16 protein-coding genes and 1 other annotated feature are annotated in these 17,829 nt (G+C 50.6%); all 16 genes read left to right on the top strand.

Annotated features, from left to right (window positions below; all coding sequences use genetic code 11):
* Position 1 precedes the first annotated feature (1 nt).
* The 16 genes from ESP131_RS13120 to pyrE all read left to right on the top strand — a co-directional run bounded on the left by ESP131_RS13120 (position 2) and on the right by pyrE (position 17,797).
* Positions 2-277 carry a YggT family protein gene (locus ESP131_RS13120; RefSeq protein WP_023468796.1) on the top strand — a complete coding sequence of 92 codons (276 nt, stop codon included), beginning with the start codon at positions 2-4 and terminating at the stop codon, positions 275-277.
* Positions 274-1,044, top strand: coding sequence for a YlmH family RNA-binding protein (locus ESP131_RS13115; protein WP_029342133.1), 771 nt, complete (start codon positions 274-276; stop codon positions 1,042-1,044). Before ESP131_RS13120 ends, ESP131_RS13115 begins: the two co-directional genes overlap by 4 nt.
* 25 nt (positions 1,045-1,069) lie before the next feature.
* Complete coding sequence (locus tag ESP131_RS13110; RefSeq protein WP_023468794.1) at positions 1,070-1,591, top strand: DivIVA domain-containing protein; 522 nt, start codon at positions 1,070-1,072, stop codon at positions 1,589-1,591.
* Positions 1,592-1,832 (top strand) — a binding site (T-box leader).
* A gap of 57 nt (positions 1,833-1,889) precedes the next feature.
* Complete coding sequence (gene ileS, locus ESP131_RS13105) at positions 1,890-4,625, top strand: isoleucine--tRNA ligase (RefSeq protein ID WP_069940845.1); 2,736 nt, start codon at positions 1,890-1,892, stop codon at positions 4,623-4,625.
* 72 nt (positions 4,626-4,697) lie between these two features.
* Positions 4,698-5,174, top strand: a complete 477-nt coding sequence (gene lspA, locus ESP131_RS13100; protein WP_069940844.1) for a signal peptidase II — start codon at positions 4,698-4,700, stop codon at positions 5,172-5,174.
* A complete protein-coding gene (locus ESP131_RS13095) occupies positions 5,171-6,094 on the top strand; it encodes an RluA family pseudouridine synthase (protein ID WP_069940843.1) in 924 nt (307 codons plus the stop codon). Before lspA ends, ESP131_RS13095 begins: the two co-directional genes overlap by 4 nt.
* A 248-nt stretch (positions 6,095-6,342) precedes the next feature.
* On the top strand, positions 6,343-6,873 hold the full coding sequence (pyrR, locus tag ESP131_RS13090) for a bifunctional pyr operon transcriptional regulator/uracil phosphoribosyltransferase PyrR (protein ID WP_029342129.1): 531 nt from the start codon (positions 6,343-6,345) through the stop codon (positions 6,871-6,873).
* A gap of 51 nt (positions 6,874-6,924) precedes the next feature.
* Positions 6,925-8,238 (top strand): uracil-xanthine permease family protein, encoded by a 1,314-nt coding sequence (locus tag ESP131_RS13085; protein WP_029342128.1) that lies wholly within the window; start codon positions 6,925-6,927, stop codon positions 8,236-8,238.
* 123 nt (positions 8,239-8,361) lie between these two features.
* The gene (locus tag ESP131_RS13080) at positions 8,362-9,297 is read left to right on the top strand and encodes an aspartate carbamoyltransferase catalytic subunit (RefSeq protein WP_029342127.1); all 936 of its coding nucleotides are present in this window, start codon (positions 8,362-8,364) and stop codon (positions 9,295-9,297) included.
* On the top strand, positions 9,281-10,552 hold the full coding sequence (locus ESP131_RS13075; RefSeq protein WP_029342126.1) for a dihydroorotase: 1,272 nt from the start codon (positions 9,281-9,283) through the stop codon (positions 10,550-10,552). Before ESP131_RS13080 ends, ESP131_RS13075 begins: the two co-directional genes overlap by 17 nt.
* A complete protein-coding gene (locus ESP131_RS13070) occupies positions 10,545-11,633 on the top strand; it encodes a carbamoyl phosphate synthase small subunit (RefSeq protein ID WP_029342125.1) in 1,089 nt (362 codons plus the stop codon). The genes ESP131_RS13075 and ESP131_RS13070 overlap by 8 nt, the downstream gene beginning before the upstream one ends.
* On the top strand, positions 11,626-14,835 hold the full coding sequence (gene carB / locus ESP131_RS13065; RefSeq protein ID WP_055968653.1) for a carbamoyl-phosphate synthase large subunit: 3,210 nt from the start codon (positions 11,626-11,628) through the stop codon (positions 14,833-14,835). Before ESP131_RS13070 ends, carB begins: the two co-directional genes overlap by 8 nt.
* Positions 14,832-15,563: an iron-sulfur cluster-binding protein gene (locus tag ESP131_RS13060; protein ID WP_029342123.1), complete on the top strand. Its 732-nt coding sequence runs from the start codon at positions 14,832-14,834 to the stop codon at positions 15,561-15,563. Before carB ends, ESP131_RS13060 begins: the two co-directional genes overlap by 4 nt.
* The gene (locus ESP131_RS13055) at positions 15,560-16,492 is read left to right on the top strand and encodes a dihydroorotate dehydrogenase (protein WP_029342122.1); all 933 of its coding nucleotides are present in this window, start codon (positions 15,560-15,562) and stop codon (positions 16,490-16,492) included. The genes ESP131_RS13060 and ESP131_RS13055 overlap by 4 nt, the downstream gene beginning before the upstream one ends.
* Entirely contained in the window at positions 16,467-17,168 is a 702-nt protein-coding gene (gene pyrF / locus ESP131_RS13050; RefSeq protein ID WP_069940842.1) for an orotidine-5'-phosphate decarboxylase, read from the top strand. Before ESP131_RS13055 ends, pyrF begins: the two co-directional genes overlap by 26 nt.
* Positions 17,156-17,797 (top strand): orotate phosphoribosyltransferase, encoded by a 642-nt coding sequence (gene pyrE / locus ESP131_RS13045; protein WP_419718203.1) that lies wholly within the window; start codon positions 17,156-17,158, stop codon positions 17,795-17,797. Before pyrF ends, pyrE begins: the two co-directional genes overlap by 13 nt.
* Positions 17,798-17,829 lie beyond the last annotated feature (32 nt).

Genomic DNA, 17,829 nt, shown 5'->3' with positions numbered 1-17,829 from the left:
TATGGATTCTCAAGTGATGTACGCAATTGGTCGTACATTGAGTACGTTATTACAGTATTACAGTTACGTCATGATCGTTTATATCCTGCTATCGTGGTTCCCGAATGCCCGTGATTCGAAATTCGGACAAGTGCTCGCGATGTTAGTCGAGCCATTCCTAGCGCCCTTCCGTCGTATCATCCCGCCTATCGGGGGCATGCTGGATATCTCGCCGATTGTAGCCTTCCTCGTCTTGAACTTGGCTCAATCGGGCATTCGAGCAATCTTTTTAGTATGAGCGTATACGATCATTATCGTGGAAGCGAGCGGGAATTCGTCGATTCAGTCTTGAACTGGATCGATCATGTGGAAGCGACCTATACGTTCAAATTAACGGATTTCCTAGATCCACGTGAACAACAAATCACACAAGAACTCGTCGGTTCGAAATGCGCCCTCTTTTTTGAGGGCGGTTTCGAAGGCGCTGAACGTAAACGGGCAATCCTCGCACCAGATTATTATGAATACAACGCGGATGACTTTGACATTTCCATCTATCGCATTCATTATCCTACTAAATTCGTTGAACTTTCTCATCGTCAAGTCACCGGTACATTATTGAACGTCGGATTGAAACGAGCCAAATTCGGCGACGTCATCATCCAGGATCAAGTACAATTTGCCGTCGCGGACGAAGTCGCGACCTATATCGAAGCAAACGTCGAACGAGCAGGGAAGACGAAGATTCGTCTTTCGCGTGTTGAGGCGGAAGACCGTTTGAAAGTGAAGGATCAAGAGTGGGAAGAGACACTTGGGTTCGTCAGTTCACTTCGGTTCGATACGGTCGTGAGTGAAATTCTAGGCTTCTCACGTCAAAAAGCACAGACGCTCATTAAACAAGGTGAAAGTAAGGTCAATTATAAAGTAGTGGATGATTCAAGCTTCATGCTAGAAGAAGGTGACTTGCTTTCCTTGCGTGGAACGGGACGTGTCAAGTTGATTGCAATCCTCGGATCAACAAAACGTGACCGGATCAAGCTACAATACGGTATTTTAAAAGGATAAGATAAATGCGGAGGAGGAATTCATCATGCCATTAACGCCACTCGATATTCATAATAAGGAGTTCACACGAAAGTTTCGCGGCTATGACGAAGATGAAGTGAACGAATTCCTAGATCAAGTCATCAAGGACTTTGAATTGTTGTTACGTGAGAATCGTCAACAACAGGAAGTCATCCAAAATATGCAAGCACGCGTCGACTACTTCAGTTCGATGGAAGAAACATTAAACAAATCGATCATCGTCGCACAGGAAGCGGCTGAAGAAGTCAAAGCCAATGCTTCAAAAGAAGCGAGCTTGATCCTAAAGCAAGCAGAACGTGAAGCAGAGCAGTTGCAAGATGCGGCGCAACGCCGGGCACAACGGACAGACTTCGAAGTGGAGCAGATGCGCAAGAAAATCGAGCTTTACCGCAACCGGTTTAAAGTGTTGATCGATGCACAGATGGAATTGTTGACGAGCCACGACTGGGATGCGTTTGATTTCTCTTCTCGTGGAGCGCTTGACGATGTTCCGGCAGTTGCGTATAATGACGACGATGTCGTATAAATAAAATCAATGATAAGGACACGTCGCATCTTGGACGGTTGACAGCGAATCGGGGAACGGTGGGAGCCCGAGCAACGAAAAAGATGGGGTATCCCCTTAGAGTGCATGACTGAACGTTCGCTGAACAGTAAGCCATGCCGGTTCACTCCCGTTATCGAGTACTTAAGCGGTCCTGTGTCATCGAACTGATGAACAGGATTAGTAGGGTGGTACCGCGAGTTCAGCCAAGCTCGTCCCTATCTCAGGGATGAGCTTGGCTTTTTTTGTACTTTTAAAGCGAAAGGTGAGAGATGGTCAGATGGATTACAAAGAAACCTTATTGATGATGAAAACTGAGTTTTTAATGCGAGGCAATTTACCTAAACGTGAACCAGATATGCAAGCACGTTGGGAAGAAATGAACCTCTATGCTGCCGTACAGGAAAAGAACGCTGGGAAACCAACGTTCATCCTCCACGACGGTCCTCCGTATGCGAATGGTGATATCCATATGGGTCACGGATTAAACAAAGTCCTAAAAGACATCATCGTTCGTTATAAATCGATGAATGGATTCCAGTCTCCGTACGTACCAGGTTGGGACACACATGGATTACCAATCGAAACAGCACTTCAAAAAGCCGGCGTTGATCGTAAATCGATGACGGTCGCGGAATTCCGTGAATTATGTGCGAAATATGCGCTCGAACAAGTCGATCACCAACGCGAGCAATTCAAACGCCTCGGCGTACTCGGTGACTATGACAACCCATATATCACCCTGCAACCAGAATTTGAAGCAGCGCAAATTCGTTTATTCGGAGATATGGCGAACAAAGGCTATATCTATAAAGGGAAGAAGCCAGTCTATTGGTCACCGTCTTCTGAATCGGCACTAGCTGAAGCAGAAATCGAATATCAAGATAAACGATCAGCTGCCATCTATGTCGCGTTCCAAGTCATGGACGGAAAAAACATCTTAGAGCCGACGGATCATTTCGTCATCTGGACGACGACACCATGGACGATTCCAGCGAACCTTGGAATCTCTGTCAGTGCGGAATTGACGTATGCGCGGATCGAATATCAAGGAAAAGGCTATATCGTAGCGGAAACGCTCGTTCCTGAAGTCATCGAAGCACTCGGATGGGAAGATGCAACAGTCGGACGTGTCTTCAATGGTGCGGACTTCGAGTACATCAAGGCAAAACATCCGCTTTACGATCGTGAATCACTCGTCATGCTTGGCGATCACGTTACAGCAGAAGCGACAGGTGTCGTTCATACAGCTCCAGGTCACGGGGAAGATGACTTCCGCATCGGTCAAGCGTACGGTCTTGACGTCCTTTGCCCAGTTGACGATAAAGGAGTCATGACAGCAGAAGCTCCTGGATTTGAAGGCATGTTCTATGAGGATGCGAACAAAGAAATCGGTCTCGCCCTCGAAGAAGCAGGCGCTCTCTTAAAACTATCGTTCATCAAACACTCGTATCCACACGACTGGCGGACGAAAAAACCGGTCATCTTCCGGGCAACGCCACAGTGGTTCGCTTCAATCAAAGACTTCCGTGCGGAAATCCTTGATGAGATCAAAGGCGTCCAGTGGGTACCAGAGTGGGGCGAAACACGTCTTCACAACATGTTTAAAGACCGCGGCGACTGGGTCATCTCACGTCAACGCGCTTGGGGTGTACCACTTCCAATCTTCTACGCTGAAGACGGTACGGAAATCGTCACACCAGAAACGATTGATCATATCGCGAACTTGTTCGCAGCTCACGGATCAAACGTCTGGTATGAGCGCGAAGCGGTCGACTTGCTTCCTAAAGGATTCACACATCCAGCCAGTCCGAACGGTATCTTCAAAAAAGAAACGGACATCATGGATGTCTGGTTCGATTCTGGTTCATCACATGCCGGTGTCCTTGCGACACGTCCTGAATTGACGCGTCCGGCGGATCTCTATCTTGAAGGATCTGACCAATACCGCGGTTGGTTTAACTCTTCGTTATCGACAGCTGTCGCAACGACAGGGAAAGCACCATATAAAGCGGTCGTCAGTCACGGATTCGTCTTGGATGGTCAAGGTCGTAAGATGTCTAAATCGATCGGTAACACGATCGCACCGATCCAAGTCATGCAACAATTCGGAGCAGAGATTCTTCGCTTATGGGTCGCATCTGTTGATTATCAAGCCGATGTCCGGGCATCGATGGATAACTTCAAACAAGTCTCAGAGTCATACCGGAAAATCCGCAACACGGTTCGTTTCCTTCTTGGAAACTTGGATCAATTCGATCCTGCGGCGCATCGTGTCGCATTTGAAGACTTACCAGAGTCAGACCGTTTCATGCGGACGAAATTGGACCAACTTGTTGGAAAAGTAAAAGCGGCATATGATGCGTACGACTTCATGTCGGTCTATCAATTGCTCCACAACTTCTGCGTCCTTGATTTGTCGTCGTTCTACCTCGATTACACGAAAGATATCCTGTATATCGAAAAAGCAGACGCGACGTCGCGTCGTGCGGTTCAGACGGTCATGTATGATACAGTCGTCGCCTTGTTGCAATTGATGGCACCTGTCCTGCCACACACAGCAGACGAAGCATGGGAGTTCGTACCAGCTGTTGAGACGAAGAGTATCTTCTTGACGGACCTTCCGGAAACGGTCGAAGTCTCAGAAGAAGGACTTGCCCTCATCGAGAAATGGAACGCGTTCCTGACGTTCCGCGATGATGTCTTAAAAGCACTCGAGGAAGCACGCGTTGAGAAACTCGTCGGTAAGACACTCGAAGCGAAACTCTTACTTGCGCCGAAAGAAGAAACAAAAGCCTTGCTCGGAACAATCGATCATCTTGAGCAGTTACTCCAAGTCTCACAACTCGAATTCGTGGAAACAGCGGATAAGACGTATGAGACGACCGGCATCACGGTTCAAAAAGCTGACGGTGAAAAATGTGAACGTTGTTGGACATATTCGACGGAACTCGGACAAGATCCGGCTCATCCGACGCTTTGCCCACGTTGTACTGAAGTCGTCAATTCTTTATAATGATACAAAGGGAGGGGCGACTGCGACTTCGCAGGACGTCCCTCATTATTTTTGGATGCGGAGGACAATAGGATGTGGCTTTACTTAGGGATTGCTGCTTTACTCGTTGGAATCGACCAGTTAACGAAATGGATCGTCGTTCAAAACATGACGATCGGTCAATCGATCACGGTCATTCCGGATTTCTTTTATCTCAACTCGTATCGGAATCGAGGCGCTGCATGGGGAATGCTCGAAGGTAAATTCGGCTTTTTCTTCATCGTTACGGTCGTCGTCGTCATTGGATTGATTTACTTCCTCTACAAGGAAGGCACGAAAAATAAGGTATTTGCTTGGAGCATCGCGTTATTGCTCAGTGGTGCGATCGGAAATTTCATTGATCGAATGGCACGAGGAGAAGTCGTTGATTTCTTCCACTTCTTCCCGTTCGGCTATAATTTTCCGATCTTTAATGTCGCAGACGTCTGTTTGACGTTTGGTGTCATCGCGATGCTGATCAGCGTCATGTTCGAAGAACGGTTGACTAAGAAAGGAACGATGGATAAATGAATGAAGTAGAAACATGGTCCGTGCAAGCGGATGGAGCGACAGGGCGCATTGATAAATGGCTCGCAGAACAAAACGATTGGTCGCGTTCGCAAGTACAGGAATGGTTGAAAGCGGGACGTGTCGAAGTCGATGGTCGTGTTGTCAAACCGAACTATAAATTATCGGGAACGGAATCGATTGTCGTTCATATCCCGGAAGCGGTGGAGCTCGAGATCTTACCGGAAGACATCCCACTTGATGTCGTCTATGAGGACTCGGACGTCATCGTCGTCAACAAACCAAAAGGGATGGTCGTTCACCCGGCGGCAGGTCATGTCTCAGGAACGCTCGTCAACGCCTTATTACACCACTGTCAAGATCTCTCAGGCATCAATGGCGTCAAACGTCCAGGAATCGTTCACCGGATCGATAAGGATACGTCAGGTCTCTTGATGGTCGCTAAGAACGACTTAGCGCATGAATCGCTCGCGCATCAATTAAAAGAGAAGACGACAGAACGTCTTTACATCGCGCTCGTACACGGTGAAATCCCGCACGAACTCGGAACAATCGAAGCACCAATCGGACGCGATAAGAACGACCGTCAACGGATGACGGTAACGGATAAGAATTCAAAGTCTGCCGTAACCCATTTCCGTGTGCTTGATCGGTACGAAGGCTTTACGGTCGTTGAATGTAAACTTGAAACAGGACGGACACACCAAATCCGTGTCCATATGCGTTATATCGGTTTCCCGCTTGCAGGTGACCCGAAATATGGTCCACGCAAGACGATGAAAATGAACGGTCAAGCCTTGCATGCTGCGGTTCTCGGTTTCGAACATCCACGCACAGGCGAGTGGATGCGGTTTGAAGCACCACTCTCAGAAGAGATGACATTTGAAATCGGTCAATTGAAAAAACTTGAATTAGAGTCTTGACGTTTTTCTAATAAAACGGTAGAGTATCACCTAGAGAGCGATGCGAGACATCCTCTACTGACACTTCGGTCGTCCGAGCGACGATCCTACCAAACTAATATCACCTTTAATCGAGTCCGGAGAGGCTGCGAAAGGGAGAACCTACCACGATTGTGTGTAGGCATGCATACAATACGTATGCCATGATTCTGTCTTCGATGACCTTCTGCGGATTCCCGCAGAAGGTCTTTTGTATGAAAGGAGAAACTATGAAACCAGCCGTCATCTTAGATGAAGCCGCGATTGGACGTGCACTGACACGGATCGCCCATGAAATCATCGAACGAAACAAAGGGATTCATGATTTGATGATCGTCGGAATCAAGACGCGTGGCGAGACACTCGCTCGTCGCCTTGCGAAGCGAATCGAACAAATCGAAGGAAAACCGGTCTTACTCGGTGTCGTCGACATCTCGATGTACCGGGATGATTTGTCGAAACGAAGTTTAGAACCAGAAATCAAAGGTTCTGATTTACCGGAAGACATCACCGGGAAAATCGTCGTCCTCGTTGACGATGTCCTCTACACAGGACGCACCGTTCGCGCCGCGATGGACGCGCTCGTCGACCACGGAAGACCAAGTATGATTCAACTCGCTGTCCTCGTCGACCGCGGACATCGGGAGTTACCGATTCGACCAGATTTCATCGGTAAGAACGTCCCGACATCCCGTGAGGAACAAGTCGTCGTCGCGCTTTCTGAAGTCGATGAAGCCGATCAAGTATTCATTAAACGCTAAAATTCAAAACCTTTAAGGTGGTCCAGAGAGACCAGAAAGGGAGTCATCCATATGGCAAAACATGCCGCAGTACTTGATGTACAAGAAGTACCTACTCACCCTCTAAACTGGCTGATGCTCAGCCTACAACACGTCTTCGCGATGTTTGGTGCGACCGTGCTCGTCCCGCTCTTAACGGGACTCAACACATCGGTCGCGCTCGTCGCAAGCGGAGTCGGCACACTGATTTTCCTCGCCGTTACCCGCTTCAAAGTACCCACATATCTTGGTTCGAGTTTTGCCTACATTGCCCCGATCATTGCCGTCAGTGAACGGTGGGGTGTCGAGGATGCCTTAATCGGCGGAATGGTCGCTGGACTCGTTTACGGACTTGTCTCACTCCTCATCCGCTACACGGGAGCTGCTTGGTTGCTTCGCTTACTCCCGCCGGTTGTCATCGGACCGGTCATCATGGTCATCGGTTTATCGCTCGCCCCGACCGCTGTCAACATGGCGATGAACGGAGCGGACGGTAAGTACAACGGACTGTACTTCCTCGTCGCGATGGTCACACTCGGTGTCACACTCCTTGCGATGACGTACTTAAAAGGAATGTGGAGCACGATTCCGATCCTGTTCGGGATCACGGTTGGTTATCTCGTTGCGGCATCGGTCGGAATCATTGACTTCACACCACTGCAACAAGCCACGTTCTTCCACGTGCCGGACTTCACGATTCCGTTCCTGAGTTACACACCATCGTGGAATACAGCAGCCTTGCTACTGATCGTTCCCGTGACGCTCGTCACACTGACGGAACACATCGGCGAACAAAAAGTGACATCACGCATCATCGGGCGCGAGACGCTCCTTGATCCAGGGATGCACCGGACCGTACTTGGCGACGGGATTGCGAAGACAGTCGCTTCGATGCTCGGTGGACCACCAGTTACGACCTACGGTGAAAACAACGGTGTCATGTCAATCACTCGCGTCTATAGTGTCTTTGTCCTAGGTGGTGCGGCGGTTCTTGCGATCAGTTTCGGTTTCCTCGGATATGTCGAAGGGTTCATCAAGACGATTCCGACACCAGTCATGGGCGGGATCAGTATCCTCTTATTCGGAGTCATCGCGTCAAACGGTCTCCGGACGCTGACGGAAAGTAAGATTGATCTTGCCGATAAACGAAACTTGACGATTACAGCCGTCATTCTCGTCACGGGTATCGGAGGCGCAGCGCTCAAAATCGGCAACTTCTCTCTCGAAGGGATGGCACTGGCGACGATTCTTGGGATCATCCTGAATCTAGTCCTTCCGAAAACGACAGAGCAGGTCGAAGAAACAACGGAAACCTCTACAACTCAATCGGTAGCTAACAACTTTTAAGACGTTCCGAGAGAACGATAAAGTGAGGGCCATGAAAAGATGCAGGGAATCACTCTGCCTTCTTTCGGCGCACCTTCACTTAGAAGGTGCGCCTTTTTCATGACCTGAAAAGGAGTGAATGATATGAAGACAATCCTAAAAAACCGGCATTTCGTCAATTTAGAAAGCTTATCCACGACAGAGATCAATTCTTTGATTGAGCGCAGTCTCGCTTTTAAACGGGGCGAGCCAGCACCAGATTTTTCCGATAAGACACTTGTCAATCTGTTCTTTGAAAACTCGACCCGGACACGCTCTTCCTTTGAGATGGCAGAGCATCGCCTGAACATGTATCTACTACCGTTCGAAACCGCGACTTCCTCCGTACAAAAAGGGGAGACGTTACTCGATACGTGCAAGACGCTTGAAGCAATCGGCGCAGATGGGTTGGTCATTCGTCACGGGGCGACCGGCTATTACGAAGAACTACTAGCAACGCTCGATATTCCGATCATCAATGCGGGAGACGGGAGCGGTCAACATCCGTCCCAGTCCTTACTCGATCTGATGACGATGGTCGAGACGTACGGAACGGTCGAAGGAAAAGTCGTCGTCATCTGTGGGGACTTACAACATAGTCGCGTCGCCCGGTCGAATGCGGATATCTTAAAGCGACTCGGTGCCATCGTCTATGGATCAGGACCAGTTGAGTGGTACGATCCGGCGATGGGGATTCCACATCTTTCGATGGATGAAGCCGTCGAACAGTGCGACATCTTGATGTTACTGCGTGTCCAGCACGAACGGCATGACGGGACGACTCGATTTGATCCAGCAGACTATCACGCGACGTATGGATTAACGCATGAGCGGATGAACCGTCTGAAGAATTCCGCAATCGTGCTTCATCCGGCACCGGTCAATCGAGGAGTCGAGATTGCCGACGAACTGGTTGAACATCCGCGATCACGGATCTTTGAACAGATGAAAAACGGTGTCTTTGCCCGCATGGCGATTCTGGAATGGTGCTTTTCAACGAAATCAATCAAAGGAGACGATGAAGATGATAACACGAATTGAGAATGCAAGATGGTTCGAGGCGGGACAAGTTCGGACGGGGGATATTCGAATCGATGACGGGAAAATTACGGATTTAGCAGCAACACCACAAGCTGGAGAAACGGTCATTGATGCATCCGGCTTATTCGTTGCACCAGGATTCGTCGACATCCATGTCCATCTACGGGAACCGGGTGGCGAACATAAGGAAACGATTGCGACCGGCACAGCAGCGGCGGCAGCGGGAGGATTCACGACGATTTGTCCGATGCCGAACACGCGTCCTGTACCGGACGATCGCCAAACACTCGATGCCTTGTTCCGAAAGATTGAAGAAACGGCGTCCGTCCGGGTTTTGCCTTACGCGGCGATTTCAAAAAATCAACTCGGACAAGAACTCGTCGCGTTCGACCAACTAACAGATGCTGTTGCGTTCACGGATGACGGTGTCGGTGTCCAGACGGCAGCAGTCATGCGGACAGCGATGCAACAAGCGGCACGGCTCGGGAAAACGATCGTTGCCCACTGCGAAGATGATTCATTAAAAGCAGGGTGTGTGCACGAGGGGAACTATAGTCGACGGGAAGGACTACAAGGTATTCCATCGCTTGCTGAGAGTATCCACATCGCCCGGGATGTCCTGATCGCCGAAGAGACTGGCTGCCATTACCATGTTTGTCACGTTTCGACGAAAGAATCGGTCCGTGTCATCCGTGATGCGAAACGAGCCGGGATCCGGGTGACGGCAGAAGTCACACCACACCATCTCGTGTTGATCGATGAAGACATACCGAATCAGGATCCGAACTTTAAAATGAATCCTCCCCTGCGGAGTGAAGCGGATCGCCAAGCATTGCTCGAGGGGCTAGCGGACGGAACGATTGATTGCATCGCGACCGATCATGCTCCTCATGCGGCAGAAGAGAAGGCACTCGGTATCGAACGCGCCCCGTTCGGCATCACAGGGTTTGAGACGGCCTTCCCATTGCTCTATACGAAACTCGTCGCTGAAGGTGAGATGACACTTGAAACACTGATTCGGAATTTGACAGACAAGGCAGCAGCGATCTTTGAACTTCCTTACGGCAAACTCGAAGTGGGGGCGGAAGCAGATTTGGTTCTGCTTGATTTAGAAACAGAGCGGACCATATCACCGGAACGATTCCGCTCAAAAGGTAAGAACACACCGTTCGCAGGAGAACGGTTAAAAGGATTCCCGGTCATGACGCTCGTCAAGGGAGAAATCGTATTCAAGGAGGACACAGCACATGCATAAACGGACACTGATACTAGAGGATGGGATGACGTTTGAAGGAACAGCGTTTGGCTCGGATACGACAACAACAGGAGAAGTCGTCTTTCAGACCGGAATGACAGGGTATCAAGAAATGTTATCGGATCCATCTTACTGCGATCAGATGATCGTGTTGACGAATCCGTTGATCGGAAACTACGGGATTAACCGAGAAGATTATGAAACGACGCGTCCACTCGCTAAAGCATTGATCGTACGTGAACATTGTCAGACACCGTCGAACTTCCGGAGTGAGATGTCACTCGATGCAGCACTCCAAGATCTCGACATCCCAGGATTAAGTGGAATCGATACGCGTCAACTGACACGACATATCCGTTCGAAAGGCGTCATGCGCGGACGACTCGTTGATGGTGAGTTCGATTTAGCAGCAGAACTGGTTCATCTTCAAAACGCCCCTATCGAGACGGATCAAGTCAAGCGGGCCTCGACGGAACGAGCGTACATCATTCCGGGCGCTGGACCGCGGATTGTCCTCGTCGACTTCGGTGCGAAGCTCGGGATCGTCCGTGAACTCGTCAAACGCGGCTGTGAAGTCGTCGTCGTGCCCTACGACGTCAGTGCAACGGAAGTCTTACGCTATCGTCCAGACGGTGTGATGCTGTCGAACGGACCAGGGAATCCAAAGGATGTCCCGACAGCGATTCCGATGATTCAAGAATTGACGGGAAAAGTTGTCATCTTCGGCATCTGTCTCGGTCATCAGTTGATCGCACTAGCGCACGGGGCGGATACGTTCAAGCTCCCATTCGGTCACCGAGGGGCGAATCATCCAGTCCAAGATATCCGGACAGGTCGCGTCGATATCACGTCGCAAAACCACGGGTATGCCGTCGACGAACAGTCATTACGCGATACCGTGCTTGAAGTGACGCATCTTGCGATCAATGACGGAACGGTCGAAGGAATCCGTCATACGACAGCAGCGGTCTTCTCCGTCCAGTACCATCCGGAAGCATCACCTGGTCCGATGGATGCGAACGGTCTATTCCAACAGTTTTTAGAAGAAATCACGAAACAACAGGAGGTCTCTCATGCCTAAACGTCAAGATATCCAGAAAATTCTCGTTATCGGGTCCGGTCCTATCGTGATCGGACAAGCAGCTGAATTCGACTACGCTGGAACACAAGCGTGTCAAGCCTTGAAGGAAGAAGGATATGAAGTCATCCTCGTCAACTCGAACCCAGCAACGATCATGACGGATCCAACGGTCGCTGATCGTGTCTACATCGAGCCCCTCCAAGCAGAGTTCGTCTCGCGGATCATCCGCAAGGAGCGACCAGACGCCTTACTTGCGACACTCGGGGGTCAAACGGGTCTGAACTTGGCTGTCGAGCTGGATCGTCTCGGTGTCCTTGCTGAGTATGGTGTCGAGTTACTTGGTACGAAATTGTCAGCAATCGAAGAGGCAGAAGATCGTGATTTGTTCCGTCAACTGATGTTTAAACGCGGGCATGGTGTGCCGGACAGTGAAATCGTGCATACGCTTGAAGAGGCACAACAATTCCGGCAACAGATCGGTTTACCGATCATCATCCGTCCGGCGTATACGCTTGGAGGAACGGGCGGTGGAATCGCCAACACACCAGAAGAGTTCACGCGAATCGTCGAAGGGGGACTCAAGGCAAGTCCGGCAACACAAGTACTTCTAGAAAAATCAATTGCCGGGATGAAGGAAGTCGAGTTCGAAGTCATGCGCGATGCGACGAATCAGGCGATCATCGTCTGTGCGATGGAAAACTTCGATCCCGTCGGTGTTCATACTGGAGACTCGATCGTCTTCGCTCCGACACAAACGCTATCGGATCGCGATTATCAATTGCTACGAAACGTCTCGCTCGATATCATTCGTGCACTCGGGATTGAGGGTGGATGTAACATCCAGTTCGCACTGGATCCGACGAGCTTCGACTACTATGTCATCGAAGTCAATCCACGTGTCTCACGCTCGTCTGCACTCGCGTCAAAAGCAACGGGTTACCCAATCGCAAAACTGGCTGCGAAAATTGCCGTCGGGTATGCCTTATCCGAATTAAAGAACCCGATCACCGAGACAAGTTTTGCTTCCTTCGAACCGGCACTCGATTATGTCGTCGCCAAGATTCCGCGCTGGCCGTTCGATAAATTCGAAACGGCAGACCGAACACTCGGAACACAGATGAAAGCAACTGGTGAGGTCATGGCAATGGGACGGACGATGGAAGAGGCCTTACTAAAAGCCGTTCGTTCGCTCGAGATCGGTACAGCGGATCTGTATATGCCACGCTTCATCGAAATGGCAGACGATGCCTTACAACAAGCGATTCGCCAAGCGACGGACGATCGACTCTTCGCCTTGTACGCGGGCTTCGTCCGCGGTTACAGCGTCGAACAGATTCATGACTGGACGGCGATTGATCGCCTGTTCCTAGAGAAGTTGCACCATATTTGGCAGCTCGAGCAATCGGTCGCAGCTGGTTTGACACCTGAACTACTCCTGCATGTGAAGCGGTATGGATTCAGTGACCCGATGCTCGCCCGGATCACCGGACAAACGGAAACGGAGATTCGCCGGATGCGTGAAGCACAAGCGATTCACCCGGTCTATAAGATGGTCGATACGTGTGCGGCAGAGTTCGCGTCCGACACGCCGTACTACTACGGGACATACGAACGCGAAAATGAAGCGATCGCGACGAACCGTTCTTCGATTCTCGTCCTAGGATCGGGACCGATCCGGATTGGTCAAGGCGTTGAGTTCGATTATGCGACAGTCCATTCGATTCAGGCGATTCGTCAAGCTGGCTACGAAGCAATTATCGTCAACAACAATCCAGAAACGGTGTCGACCGACTTCTCGATCTCCGATCGGCTTTACTTTGAACCACTGACAACGGAGGATGTACTGGAAGTCATCCGAAATGAACGTCCGCTCGGTGTCATCGTCCAGTTCGGTGGACAGACAGCGATCAACTTAGCCGAGTCATTAGCAGCAGAAGGTGTAAAAATCCTCGGGACATCGCTTGAGGATCTCGACCGGGCTGAGGACCGGAAACAGTTCGAAGCAGCATTGACGGCGCTCGACATTCCACAGCCACCAGGTAAAACGGCCGTGACAGTCGAAGAAGCGGTCACGGCAGCAGCGTCACTCGGTTACCCGGTTCTCGTTCGTCCATCGTACGTCCTCGGCGGTCGGGCAATGGAAATCGTCTATGCTCAAGAAGAACTGGAACATTACATGAAACACGCGGTCATCGCCTCACCGGAACGACCGGTCCTCGTTGACCGCTACCTGACAGGAATCGAACTCGAGGTCGACGCGATCTGCGACGGAACGGATGTCGTCATTCCAGGCATCATGGAGCACATCGAACGTGCCGGTGTTCACTCGGGTGACTCGATTGGTGTCTATCCGCCACAACGTGTCTCCCAAGACATCAAGGACCGGATCGTCGACTACACGACACGGATTGCGAAAGCATTCGGCATCAAAGGCTTACTCAACATCCAGTTCGTCTACGCGGACGGCGCTCTCTATGTCCTTGAAGTCAATCCGCGTGCTAGCCGGACGGTGCCATTCATCTCGAAAGTGACGGGACTTCCGGTCGCGCGTCTCGCAACGGACATCATTCTCGGTGAGACACTCGCTTCTTATGGATTAACAAGTGGTGTCCTACCGGAAGAACCACTCGTCTCGGTCAAAGTACCGGTCTTCTCATTTGCGAAGCTTAAAGAAGTTGATCCGACACTCGGACCGGAGATGAAATCAACCGGTGAAGTCATCGGAACGGACCGGACGCTTGAAAAAGCGCTCTATAAAGGGTTGCTCGCATCAGGGATGGCAATTCCAGAGCACGGTCGTGTCCTCTTGACGGTCGCAGATCCAGATAAAGCAGAAATGACGGATCTTGCACGACGCTTTGCCTCACTGGGATTCACGCTACTTGCAACGGAAGGAACGGCAGCCTACTTGACGGAACAAGGATTACCGGTCCAGACGGTCGGCAAAATCGACTCGTCTTCCGAATCGATGCTCGACGTGATTGAAAAAGGAGAAATCGAATATGTCATCAATACGATGAGTCGGGACTCACAAGTCACAAAAGACGGCTTCATCATTCGCCGGGCAGCAGCCGAGAATCAAGTCGTCTGTCTGACATCACTCGATACAGCGGAAGCAATTCTACGTGTCATCGAAAGTCGCTCGTTTGAAGCCAGTGCAATCCAAGCCTTCACACATGAAAAGAAAGTGGTGATCCAATGAAGCAACTCTTGACGGTCGTCTCTCGACGAAAGGTAGCTCAAGGTGCGACAGAACTCGTCTGTCGCCTCGAGCAACCTCAGGACATCGCGCCAGGGCGATTCATGCATCTGCGCGTCGGTCCACTCTTACGCCGACCGATCTCGATTGCCCGGGTCGATCGTGACTTGATCACGTTTCTCTTTAAAGAAATCGGACAAGGAACAGCAGAACTGGCTTCTTTGCGTCCGGATGATACGATCGATGCCCTCGGACCGCTTGGAAACGGGTTTCCGATTGCTGCTATCCATCCCGCTCAACGCGTCGTCCTCGTTGGTGGTGGGATCGGTGTCCCGCCGCTGTATGAGACGATGCGCCAACTTGTCGCCCGGGGCGTGACATGTGAAGCGATTCTAGGATTTGATACGGCAACAAGTGTTTTTTACGAAGCGGAATTCCAAGCACTCGGTAAGACGACGGTTACGACCGTCGATGGAACGCATGGCACGACAGGATTCGTCACGGCAGCCTTACGTCCAGAAAGCTACGACGTCCTACTCGCCTGCGGACCGGAACCGATGTTGCGAACGTTACAGCAACAACCAATCGAACATAAGTATCTGTCGATCGAAAACCGAATGGGATGCGGCATTGGAGCATGCTTTGCCTGTGTCTGTAAAACACCGACGGGCGGGTACGTTAAGACGTGTTCCGATGGTCCAGTCTTTCGGGCAGAGGAGGTCGTATTATGACGGAACGATTGCGTGTCGAGTTACCGGGACTCTCTTTAAAAAATCCGATCATGCCAGCATCCGGATGTTTTGGATTCGGTGAGGAATATGCGAAGTTGTATGATTTATCAGAGCTTGGGGCGATCATGATTAAAGCAGCGACGGGGGAAGAACGCTACGGAAACCCGACGCCACGTGTCGCAGAGAGTGGCATGGGGATGCTGAATGCAATTGGTCTCCAAAACCCGGGTGTCGATGGCATCCTAACGAATAAATTGCCTTTCCTCGAGACGTTCGATACGGCAATCATCGCCAATGTCGCGGGTTCGACACCGGAAGAATATGAGCTCGTCGCGGAGAAAATGAGTCGGCATCCTGGCATTCATGCACTGGAATTAAATATTTCCTGTCCGAACGTCAAATCGGGTGGGATTCAATTTGGGACGGATCCGTTGCTTGCTGCTGAGTTGACACGACGTGTGAAACGGGTCTCGACTAAACCGGTTTACGTCAAACTATCACCGAACGTCACCTCGATCGTCGAGATGGCTCGTGCCGTCGAGAACGCTGGTGCAGATGGTCTGACGATGATCAATACACTCGTTGGGATGCGAATCGATGTCCGGACGGGGCAGCCAATCCTTGCCAATCGGATTGGTGGATTATCTGGTCCGTCAATCAAACCAGTCGCGATTCGGATGATTCATGATGTTGCACAAGTCGTCTCGATCCCGATCATCGGCATGGGTGGCGTGATGGAGGTCGATGACGTCTTGGAAATGATTTACGCTGGGGCTTCGGCTGTTGCCGTCGGTACTGCAAACTTCGTCAATCCATACATCTGTCAAGAATTGATTCAGCAGTTACCGGAACGCATGGACGAACTGGGTATCGATCATATTTTAGACATTAGGGGGAAAGCATATGAATCAACTTTACATCGCGCTTGATTTTCCGACCGAAGCAGAAGTCTTTTCGTTTCTCGAACGGTTCGAAACGACACGACCGGCCGTAAAAGTCGGGATGGAATTGTTTTATGCAGCAGGCGGAACGTTCGTCCGTAAACTCGTCGAGCGTGGACATGCGGTATTCCTCGATGTCAAAGTCCACGACATTCCAGAAACGGCGCGCCGGACGATGCGTATCATCGGACAGCTAGGCGTCGATCTGACGAACGTCCATGTTGCCGGTGGGAGAGAGATGATGATCGCGGCGCGAGAAGGACTGCGTGAGACGAACGCCGAGACACAACTGATTGGCGTGACTCAGTTGACATCGACGGATGAAGCGATGTTACGCGATTTAAAGATTGAAGGAGCGATGCCGACTGTCGTTCGTGAGTATGCGCAACTCGCAGAAGTAGCGGGACTAGATGGTATCGTTTGTTCAGCACTCGATCTTCCGGAATTAGTTCCAGCCTGTCGAGCAGATTTTCGGTTCGTCACACCCGGCATTCGTCCGACGAACAGTCAAGCGGATGATCAAAAGCGTGTCGCGACCGTTCTTGACGCTCGTCAAAATGGAGCGTCGGATTTAGTGATCGGTCGTCCGATTACACGTGCTGAACATCCCGAACAGGTCTATCAGATGTTACTTGAACAATGGAAGGGGCAATTCTCATGGTAAATCCAATCGCTAGTTCGTTACTCCGTATTGAAGCCGTCACCTTATCGCCAAACGATCCATACACATGGGCGAGTGGACTTCGTTCACCAATCTATTGTGATAATCGTTTGACGCTCTCGTACCCGGAAGTTCGTTCGTTGATTGCGGATGCACTCGCAGAGAAAGTGAAGCGACTTGCAGTCGATGTGATTGCGGGAACCGCGACGGCAGGTATTCCACACGCAGCATTCGTCGCGGAACGATTAGGATTACCGATGGTCTACGTACGTAGTGGCAACAAGAAACACGGTAAAGGGAATCAAATCGAAGGTGTCATTCAGCCTGGACAACGTGTCGTCGTCATCGAAGATTTATTATCGACCGGGATGTCTGCGATCGAGGCAGCGGAAGCCTTGCAAGCGAAAGGGGCAGATGTCGTTCGCATTCAAGCGATCTTCTCATACGGGATGGAGCGCTTGTCAAACAATCTCCGCGACGCAAAAATTGAATCGGATGCATTACTGACGTTTGAAGCGTTACTCGAAACGGCGCAACAACAAGGCGATATTACTATAGAAGAGCAAAAACAGTTGGCGGATTGGTCGAAAGATCCAGTTGCTTGGAGTGAACGTTTTACAGCGAACGTTTAAAATCGATAGATTCCGTCGGACGACCTACGATT

This window comes from Exiguobacterium sp. U13-1 (genome assembly GCF_001750115.1).
In the GTDB taxonomy this organism is placed as follows: domain Bacteria; phylum Bacillota; class Bacilli; order Exiguobacteriales; family Exiguobacteriaceae; genus Exiguobacterium_A; species Exiguobacterium_A acetylicum.
The sequence above is the reverse complement of the archived record's forward strand: the minus strand, read 5'-3'. Positions and strand labels throughout refer to the sequence as shown.